Annotated in this window: 10 protein-coding genes and 1 pseudogene; 3 read left to right on the top strand and 8 right to left on the bottom strand. The window is 68.5% G+C overall.

Annotated elements, in window-relative coordinates:
- Both ACFR9S_RS10400 and ACFR9S_RS10405 read left to right on the top strand, forming a co-directional pair.
- The coding region (locus ACFR9S_RS10400; protein WP_379818571.1) for a 3,4-dihydroxy-2-butanone-4-phosphate synthase at positions 1–265 on the top strand (265 nt) is incomplete at its 5' end.
- 49 nt (positions 266–314) lie between these two features.
- Positions 315–1,250, top strand: a complete 936-nt coding sequence (locus ACFR9S_RS10405) for a branched-chain amino acid transaminase (RefSeq protein ID WP_379731294.1) — start codon at positions 315–317, stop codon at positions 1,248–1,250.
- A 62-nt stretch (positions 1,251–1,312) separates the two neighbouring features.
- Here ACFR9S_RS10405 and ACFR9S_RS10410 read toward each other — a convergent pair whose 3' ends face one another.
- The 5 genes from ACFR9S_RS10410 to eif1A all read right to left on the bottom strand — a co-directional run bounded on the left by ACFR9S_RS10410 (position 1,313) and on the right by eif1A (position 4,467).
- On the bottom strand, positions 1,313–1,714 hold the full coding sequence (locus ACFR9S_RS10410) for a DUF6276 family protein (protein WP_379731293.1): 402 nt from the start codon (positions 1,712–1,714) through the stop codon (positions 1,313–1,315).
- A 3-nt stretch (positions 1,715–1,717) separates the two neighbouring features.
- Entirely contained in the window at positions 1,718–2,404 is a 687-nt protein-coding gene (locus tag ACFR9S_RS10415; protein ID WP_379731292.1) for a V-type ATP synthase subunit D, read from the bottom strand.
- 169 nt (positions 2,405–2,573) lie between these two features.
- Positions 2,574–3,116 (bottom strand): KH domain-containing protein, encoded by a 543-nt coding sequence (locus ACFR9S_RS10420; protein WP_379731291.1) that lies wholly within the window; start codon positions 3,114–3,116, stop codon positions 2,574–2,576.
- Positions 3,117–3,163: 47 nt separating this feature from the next.
- Positions 3,164–4,042 (bottom strand): serine/threonine-protein kinase Rio1, encoded by an 879-nt coding sequence (gene rio1, locus ACFR9S_RS10425; RefSeq protein ID WP_379731290.1) that lies wholly within the window; start codon positions 4,040–4,042, stop codon positions 3,164–3,166.
- A gap of 128 nt (positions 4,043–4,170) precedes the next feature.
- The gene (eif1A, locus tag ACFR9S_RS10430; protein WP_379731289.1) at positions 4,171–4,467 is read right to left on the bottom strand and encodes a translation initiation factor eIF-1A; all 297 of its coding nucleotides are present in this window, start codon (positions 4,465–4,467) and stop codon (positions 4,171–4,173) included.
- 161 nt (positions 4,468–4,628) lie between these two features.
- On the opposite strand from eif1A, the gene ACFR9S_RS10435 reads away from it, so the two are divergent.
- On the top strand, positions 4,629–4,808 hold the full coding sequence (locus ACFR9S_RS10435) for a DUF7470 family protein (RefSeq protein WP_379731288.1): 180 nt from the start codon (positions 4,629–4,631) through the stop codon (positions 4,806–4,808).
- 15 nt (positions 4,809–4,823) lie between these two features.
- Here the strand turns inward: ACFR9S_RS10435 and ACFR9S_RS10440 are convergent, their stop codons facing one another.
- The 3 genes and pseudogenes from ACFR9S_RS10440 to ACFR9S_RS10450 form a co-directional block, all read right to left on the bottom strand.
- Positions 4,824–5,822, bottom strand: a complete 999-nt coding sequence (locus tag ACFR9S_RS10440) for a tyrosine--tRNA ligase (RefSeq protein WP_379731287.1) — start codon at positions 5,820–5,822, stop codon at positions 4,824–4,826.
- A 66-nt stretch (positions 5,823–5,888) separates the two neighbouring features.
- Complete coding sequence (locus tag ACFR9S_RS10445) at positions 5,889–7,892, bottom strand: DUF460 domain-containing protein (RefSeq protein ID WP_379818573.1); 2,004 nt, start codon at positions 7,890–7,892, stop codon at positions 5,889–5,891.
- Positions 7,893–7,954: 62 nt separating this feature from the next.
- Positions 7,955–8,201 (bottom strand): annotated as a pseudogene (locus ACFR9S_RS10450) (ribonuclease Z); the annotation flags it as partial.

Consider the following 8,201-nt stretch of genomic DNA (forward strand, 5'->3'; position numbering starts at 1 on the left):
CGACGACTTCGCGGAGGCGTTCCGCTCGCCCGGCCACGTCACGCTGCTCCGGGGCGCGCCGAACCTGCTCGTGGACCGACAGGGCCACACCGAACTCGGCCTCGCGCTCGCCGCGGCGGCCGACCGGGAGCCGGCCGTGGTGGTGTGTGAAATGCTCGACGGCGAAACCGGGGCTGCGCGCACCCCCGCCGACGCGCGCGCCTACGCCGAGCGCGAGGGGCTGACGTACGTCGAGGGGCGGGACCTGCTGACGCGGCTCGACTGAGGCCGGCGTTTCTGACGATTTTAAGACCCCGCCGTCCCCATACGCGGGTATGAGCGCCTTCGAGGAGATGGAGCAGGACGGGACGATCTGGATGAACGGGGAGTACGTCGACTGGGAGGACGCACAGGTCCACGTGCTCACCCACGCGATGCACTACGGCACGGGCATCTTCGAGGGCGTCCGCGCCTACGACACCGAAAACGGCACCGCGATCTTCCGCTGGGAGGAGCACCTCGACCGGTTCTACAACTCCGCGAAGCCGTACGACATGGAGATAAACTTCTCCCGCGAGGAGCTCACCGAGGCGACGCTGGAAGTGATCCGGCGCAACGACCTCGACTCGGCGTACGTCCGCCCGCTCGCGTACTACGGCTACGACTCGCTGGGCGTCTCGCCCGGCGACTGCCCGACCGACGTGACGATCGCCGCGTGGCCGTGGGGCGCCTACCTCGGCGAGGAGGCGCTGGAGAACGGGATCGAGGTGAAGGTGTCCTCGTGGCGCAAGCACGCCTCCAGCCAGATCCCGACCAACGCGAAGACCACGGGACTGTACGTCAACAGCATGCTGGCCGGCGAGGAGGCCCGCCGCCACGGCTACGAGGAGGCGATCGTCCTGAACAAGGAGGGCAACGTCGCCGAGGGGCCGGGTGAGAACATCTTCCTCGTCCGGGACGGCGAGATCTTCACGCCGGGGCTGAGCGAGTCGATCCTCGACGGCATCACCCGCGACACGGTGATCACGCTGGCCGAGGAGCGCGGCTACGAGGTCCACGACAACGTCAGCATCTCCCGCGGCGAGCTCCACACCGCCGACGAGCTGTTCTTCACCGGCTCGGCCGCCGAGGTCACCCCGATCCGGCAGGTGGACAACGTCGAGATCGGCGACGGCGGCCGCGGCCCGGTGACCGAGGAGCTCCAGAGCGCGTTCTTCGATCTGGTCGAGCGCCGCACCGACGACCACGAGGAGTGGTTCACGTACGTATAGATCGGCTCTATACAGCGATCTGCGGAGCAGTCTGATTTTCCCCGGCAGAAGGAGACCGCGACTTACCGGAACGACGCCAACTGCTGGCTCCGGCGGCCGATATCGAACGGCGGATCGAGTTCGTCGGCCGCCGCTAACCGTTCCAGCGCCAGCCGAACGTCGACGCCGGCCCGTTCGGCAGCCTCACACAGTTCCTCGATCGCCGCGCGCTCCAGCGCGAGCGAATCGAGCTTCCCCAGCGCGAGCGCGAACGCGACGGCGCCTTCCCCAGTCGGGAACGACTCGTGGATCACCGAGAAGTCGGCCTCTTCCGGAGCAGGGGCGTCGTCGACCCCGGCATCGCTGGCGGCGAGGGTCCGCAGACAGACAGAACAGATCGCGCTCTCGGCCGCCGGCGCGTGCTCCCGGAGGTCCGTCGGGACGGTGAAAGCGACGACCGGGGCGCCACACGCCGGACAGGACACGGCTCAGTCGGCGGTCGCGGGCTGTTCGGCCGCGGCCTCCTCGGCCTCGCGGGCGGCGTCCTCCTCCTCTTCCTTCTTGGCCTTGATCTTCTTGAGCCGGAAGATCTCCTCGCGCTCCTGCTCCTCGAGCTTCTGCTCGATGTACTCCTGGTTCTCGTACAGTTCGGGCAGGAGCTTGAACTCCAGGGCGTTCACGCGGCGCTTGGTGGTCTCGATCTCCTCGAGCATCTTCTTCATCGCGGTCTCGACCTCGGCCGCGAGGATGATCGAGTCGATGAGCTCCTCGTACGCCTCGGCGGTCTCGTCGATGCGCGCCGAGGAGCCGATCAGCCCGTACCCACGCTCGTCGATCGGCTTCCGGACCTTCGAGGCCTCGATCTGGGGCACCACGACGCCCATGATGTTCTTCGACTGGGTCGTGATCTCGGGGTGCTCCTTCAGGGCGGCGGCGGCGCCGCGGACGGCCACGTCGCCCTCCATCGCCCGCGTCATGTCGAGCTTCTGCTGGGCGGTCTGGTAGTCGGTCTCGAGGTCGCTCCGAATGTCCTGAGCCTGATCCAGGATGTCCATGAACTCCATGATGAGGCCGTCACGCTTCTGCTCGAGCGTGTCGTGGCCCCGCTCGGAGAGTTCGATGCGGTCCTCGATCGCCATGAGGTTCTTCCGGGTCGGTTTGACGTCCTCGGCCATTCTTGGGGGAGTATTCCGGCCGGAGGGGGTTAATAGTTGTTAGTCGCCCCGACGGCATCGCTCGCGGGTGACGGTCGAACGCGGTACGAACGTCGTCGCGGGTTCCGCGCCGGCGGTCGACACGCGGTTCCGTGGCTCCGGTCCGGCGGTCGGCGGCGTGCTCGTCGGGCTACGTCTGCTCGCGGACGTTCCAGCCCTGCTGCATCTCGTTGTGCTTGCGCTCGAGGAACGAGTAGACGGCGCCGTGGGGCGCGCCGTCGAGGATCATCCCGGCCGCGCGTCGGACGGCGTCGATCTCCTCGGGCTCGCCGATGATCCCCAGCGTCGAGCCGTAGATCACCACGTTCGCGCCGGTGAGCTGTTCCATCAGCTCCCGGGTCCGGCCGTCCTCGCCGATGAGTCGGCCCTTCTGTCGCTGCAGGTCGTTGTCGTTGCGCGTCTGTTCGGTGAGGTCGATCAGGTCGAGCCGTCGCAGGTCGCTCTCCAGCAGCCCCAGCGCCGTCTCGGGCTTGAACCCGCGGCCGATCGCTTTCACGATGTCGGGCGCGGCCATCGCGTCGATGGGGTCGCCGACCGTCTCGATGCCCACCGACCCGTCCTCGGAGTCGATGTCGAGGCGAACGCCGGCGCGTTCCTCGATCTCCCGCATCGTCTCGCCCCCGGAGCCGATGAGGACGCCGATGCGGTCCTGTGGGACCGTTACGTGTTGCATGAAGCGGTTTAGCCGCTGGAGGGTTGTAAGCGTTCCTCGTCGGTCGTTCACGCGGCTCCGTCGGGCTCGCCCGCCGGATCCGCGTCGGCCTCGGTGACGTACGCCTCGAGTTCGTCGCCCGTCACGTCCAGCCCCTGCCGCGAGAAGAAGGCGGCGACGTTCTCACAGTCCCGTTCGAGGAACTCGCCGGCGTTGGGGTGGTGGACGGTGACCGCCTGCCCCATGTCGATTATCACCAGCTCCCCCTCGTGGACGATCATGTTGTACTCCGAGAGGTCGCCGTGGACGAGGCCGGCCGAGTGGAGCCGGCGCATGTACTCCCGCACGACCTCGTAGGCCTGCTGGGGGTTCTCCACGTCGACCTCGGCCAGTCGGGGTGCGCGGCGCTCGTCGGCCTGCCCGACCAGCTCCATCACGAGTACGTTCCGCTGGACGGCGATCGGTTCGGGGACGCGCACGCCCGCCTTCTCGGCGCGCTTGAGGTTCGCGAACTCCTTGCGCGTCCAGGCGAGGACGGTCTCCTTCTTGTTGTCCTCCAGCCCCTCGAAGCGGGGGTCGCCTTCGAGATACTCCCGCATCTGTCGGAAGTCGGAGGCGTTGATCCGGTAGATCTTGACCGCTACGTCGCCGGCCTCGCCGCGTGCCTCGTAGACGTTGGCCTCCTTGCCGGTCGACAGCGGGCCGCCGAAGGCGCCGACGTGGCCGTCCTGCACCAGCTTGTACAGCGCGCCCAGCGTGGCGTCGTCGAAGGCGCCCTGCTCGACTTTGAGACGTTCGACGTTCTTCAGCCGCTTCCGGAACTCGTCGAACTCCCGGTCCTGCCGTCGGGCGGTGCTGTCCGCCTCGGTATCGGCGACCTCGATCTCCTCGAACTCGTCGCCGGGCTCCGCCATCTCCTCGTCGACGAAGCCGTAGTCCTCGCTCATTCACTCGAACTTGGGCGTCGTGGCGTAAAAGGGTGGTCCGAGCCGACCGCGGTGAGCGACCTGTCGCGCGCTCCGTCGCGCGACGGCGGAGGCCATGCCGCGGTCGTGGAAGTCGATCTCGGCGCGTCTCAGATGTCTGTTTCCGTGACGTACCCGCCCTCGCGGAGCTGTTCGGCCTCGCGGTTCTCGTAGCGGTGTTCGATGTCGGCCTTCTCGTCCTGCCAGTCCCACGGACTCACGAGCACGAGGTCGCCCTCGCGGATCCAGTCGCGCTTGCGCATCCGGCCGGGGATGCGGGCGGTGCGTTCTTCCCCGTCGGCACACCGGACTGTCACCCGATTCGCGCCGAGCATCTCGACTACCTCGGCGAACAGCTCGTCGTCCTCGGGGGCCCGGATCCCCTCGGGGAGGTCGTCGTTGCTCATCAGCACCGGCTTGGACGCTGGGGTGGTTAAGCGCTGTGGGATTCCGGACCGCCGGAGACTCGCTGTGCTCGTCTCCGTGGACCCACGTTTCCCTCCTCGCGCTGCTCGTCGTGAAACGCAGGACCGCCGGCGTTTTCACCGCACCCTTCGCAGCGTTACGTATGTACGACCGACTCGGTGTCGGCGGTATCGCCGGTATCCTCCTCGTCCTCGCCGGGATCGCACTCGTCGCGTGGCGGGCGCCGATCGTCGCCGCCGGCCTCGCGTTCGTCCTCGCGGGGCTGGGGCTGGTGGTCCGCGCGCTCGTCGGGAACGTGATGCGGCAGTTCGGAATGGTCTAAGGCGAGAAAGCGGCGTCAGTTACGCTGCTCTCGGAGCTTCGCCCGCCCCGGCTCGATCAGTTCGTCGAGGTAGCGCGCCAGCGTCGGCTTGGCGTCGGCGGGGTGGAGTTCGCCCGACGCGAAGTCGGCCTCCAGCTCCTCGTAGCTGTCGTACTCCAGATCGCCGCCGTACTCCTCTGGGCGCTCGACGACCACCTCGTCGAACCGCGGGAACACGTGGTACTCGAAGATTTCCAACACGGGGTTGTTGCGCTCCTCGCCGTCGTCGGTCGGGTCCGGGTCGACCTCGCCCGCCGGGCAGAACGCGCCGTTGACCTTCTCCTCGATGTCCTCCGTGGAGTCCTCCATGGAGATGGTGACGCCCGAACTGCTGGACATCTTCCCGATTCCCGTGGAGAGTTCGGAGATCAGCGGCGTGTGCAGGCAGGTCGGTGACTCGTAGTCGACGCTGGGCAGCGTGTCGCGGGCGAGCATGTGCACTTTCCGCTGCTCCATTCCGCCGACAGCGAGGTCGATGTCGAGGTACTCGATGTCCAGCGCCTGCATCAGCGGGTACACCGCCTGCGAGACGGTCACGGAGTCGCCGGAGCCGATCTCGCTCATCGCTCGCTCGGCGCGGGAGAGCGTCGTCTCCAGTTCGAGCGCGTGGAGGTCGAGCACGTACTCCTCGTCGAACTGGAACTCCGAGCCCAGTCGGAACTCGGTCTTCTCCTCGTCGAGCCCGTAGGCGACGAACTGCTCCTGCATCCGCTCGGCGGTGTCACGGATCTCTGCGAACGTCCCCTTTCCGTTGAGGTAGGCGTGGACGTCCGCGAGCAGGATCACGACCTCCATCCCCGCCTCCTGCAGGTCGATCAGCTTGTTCGCGCCCAGCATGTGCCCGATGTGGAGCACGCCGGAGGGCTCGTAGCCGACGTAGGCGCGCTTCCCTTCGGGATCGGCTGCCAGCTCCTCGACCTCGTCCTCGGTGACGACCTCCGCGGCGTTGCGGGTGATCAGGTCGTGTGCGTCCATACCCGAACTGCCCCGGGAGCGGGGTTAGGCTTTCTGGAACTGTGTGAACGAGGCGAACGGTGACGCCTACGCGCCTTCCCCACCCAGCCGCTCGTCGGCGCGGTGCTCGGAGATCACGCGATCCATCATGCTCTCGGTCTGCTCGCGCCGACGCTCCTCGGCGCGGTCCTCCCAGTCGTCGATCGCCTCTTCGACCTCGCTTTCGCGGGCCACGGCCAGTTCGTCCACCTCCTGTATCGTCACGGGGTCGGCCGGCGCCACGGGGATCTCGTGGTCGAACAGCACCGCGTCGGCCTCCTCCGAGAGGTTTCCGTTTTTGAGCACCAGCCGTGGCTCGGTCTCGGCGAGCCGCTCGGCCGTCGACGTGCCGGCGCCGCTTGCGTCCCGGAGGTAGATCACGTCGCCGGCCGCGAGGCCGAACGCGTCGTCGGCGCGGTCGATCGCGTCGCGGGTGAACTGCGGGATCGTCTTCACCGCGACGAGGTCGCGGTCGCCTGCCACGTCGCTGAAGTCCGAGTGGTCCAGCTTCCAGAGCGTCTTCAGCCGGGCGAGCTTCTCGTGAAGCTCCTCGTTCTCCGCGATCGCCTCGTCGCGCTCGCGTTCGAGGCGCTCGGCGCGGCGTTCGAGCCGGTTCACCTCGCGGCGCTCGCGAGCCTCGCGCCGTTCTTTCTTGCGGGCGTCGCTGAGCTCGCGCTCGTACTCTCTGATCTCGTTTTCCTTCTCCTCGAGCTCTTCTTCAAGCTCCTCGGTGTGCTCCTTGAGCCGGCCCACCTGCGCTTCGAGGTCGCGGATGCGCCGCTCCTCCTCGGTGAGTTCGCGCTCCTCGTGTTCCTGCTCGTCTTCCTCGTCGGCGCCGTCGTCGGTCAGCTCCCGGACGACCGCTTCCACGGACTCCTCGCCGGAGACGACCCGGGCGATCACCGCCTCGCGGTCGAGCTTCGGGGGCACCTTCGCGGCGATGCGCTCGAACTGGTCGGCGTGGTCGTCGACGCCGAACAGCGCCGCCGCGAGCGCGTCCCGCTCGTGGTCGTTCTCGTAGGCGTGATCGCGGGTACGGTGGAGCTTCTCGTCGACCGGCAGGTCGGACTCGGGCGTCCAGCCCGCCGCGTCGAAGCTCCGGCGGAACTTCTCGACGGTCTCGGGCATCGGCGTCACGTCCGCTGCCACGAGCATCGGCCGGCCGCGCTCGATCAGCCACTCGGTGAGTTCGGCGGTGTCGCTCGTCCGCGAGGAGAAGAGGTCGTGGACGGTGCCGTCAAGCCCCACCACGGCCGCGGCGGTGGTCGTGCCGGGGTCGATCCCGACGACCACGTGGTCCCGCCGCTTCACGAGCGGTTCGAACTCGATGCCGTCGCGGCGCTCGCGCTCGATCTCGATCCGCACGTCGCCGTTCCGCGTGTTCGAGACGGGGATGTCCTCGGGGCGGGCCTCGACGGTGAAGACCGCGTTCGAGAGGCCGCCGTACTTCTCGGTCACCTCCTTCTCGTACTCGAGGTTCGCGTCGTCGAGATCGGACTCCACCTCGCGGGCGGCCTTCCGGACGTTGCCGTGGATCCGGCGGGTGAAGCGGTCATCGCTCCACCCCCCGCCGCCGCCAGCCGAGCGGCCGCGGGAGACCTTGACGGTGGTCGTGTCGCCGAAGGCGGTCACGCGCTGGCCGACGTTACGGTGGGCCAGCCGCGCGGCCGCCTCGGCCTCCTTCATCGGCTTCTTCGCGTAGGGGACGCCGTAGCGCTGGGCGACCCGCGAGAGCGGTTCGGGGCGGTTCGCGCCCGTCACCTGCACGAGATCGGTGCCGGCGGGGAGCGACCGGAGAAAGCCCACGAGGGCGTTCTTGTCGGCCGCGAGTTCGTACATGTTGTCGACGGCCAGCCGGGTCGGCTCCGCCTCCTCGATCAGGCGGCGGAGCTTCCGGCGCGAGACGGCGTCGCGCTCGACGCCGGCCTCCCCCTCGTCGCCGTCGTCGGGGCGGAGGATCACGAGGGCGTAGGTCGGCGCGTCGCCGCGGACGTCGCCGCTCTGGATGTCGACGCCGAACACCGGCCCGTCGGTGGGGCTCGGGGCGTTCACAGCCGCGGTTGGCGCTTGCCGGCTAAATATCCGACGCCGGGGTGGCTGTTCGTCCGCCGTGCCTACTCCCCATCGGGGAACGGGATCTCGATCGTCCGCCCGTCCTCGGCGACGAAACAGTCCCCGTCGAACGACGCGCCGGCCTCGCGTTCGTGGCCCGAGGCGTCACCCGGATACCGCGAGGAGATGTGGGTCAGCGCCAGCCGCTTCGCGCCGGCGCGCTGGGCGATCTCGCCGGCCTCGCGGATGGCCTCGCGGGCGCGCCGGAAGTCGCTCTCGGAGATGGTGCGCTGGTCGACCGCCTCGTTG

It is taken from the genome of Halolamina salina, from assembly GCF_042678005.1.
Lineage (GTDB): Archaea > Halobacteriota > Halobacteria > Halobacteriales > Haloferacaceae > Halolamina > Halolamina salina.

Coding starts and splice junctions, on each gene's coding strand:
- ACFR9S_RS10405 (WP_379731294.1), top strand. CDS start 315: ATGAGCGCCTTCGAGGAGATGGAGCAGGACGGGACGATCTGGATGAAC.
- ACFR9S_RS10415 (WP_379731292.1), bottom strand. CDS start 2,404: ATGGCCGAGGACGTCAAACCGACCCGGAAGAACCTCATGGCGATCGAG.
- ACFR9S_RS10420 (WP_379731291.1), bottom strand. CDS start 3,116: ATGCAACACGTAACGGTCCCACAGGACCGCATCGGCGTCCTCATCGGC.
- rio1 (WP_379731290.1), bottom strand. CDS start 4,042: ATGAGCGAGGACTACGGCTTCGTCGACGAGGAGATGGCGGAGCCCGGC.
- eif1A (WP_379731289.1), bottom strand. CDS start 4,467: ATGAGCAACGACGACCTCCCCGAGGGGATCCGGGCCCCCGAGGACGAC.
- ACFR9S_RS10435 (WP_379731288.1), top strand. CDS start 4,629: ATGTACGACCGACTCGGTGTCGGCGGTATCGCCGGTATCCTCCTCGTC.
- ACFR9S_RS10440 (WP_379731287.1), bottom strand. CDS start 5,822: ATGGACGCACACGACCTGATCACCCGCAACGCCGCGGAGGTCGTCACC.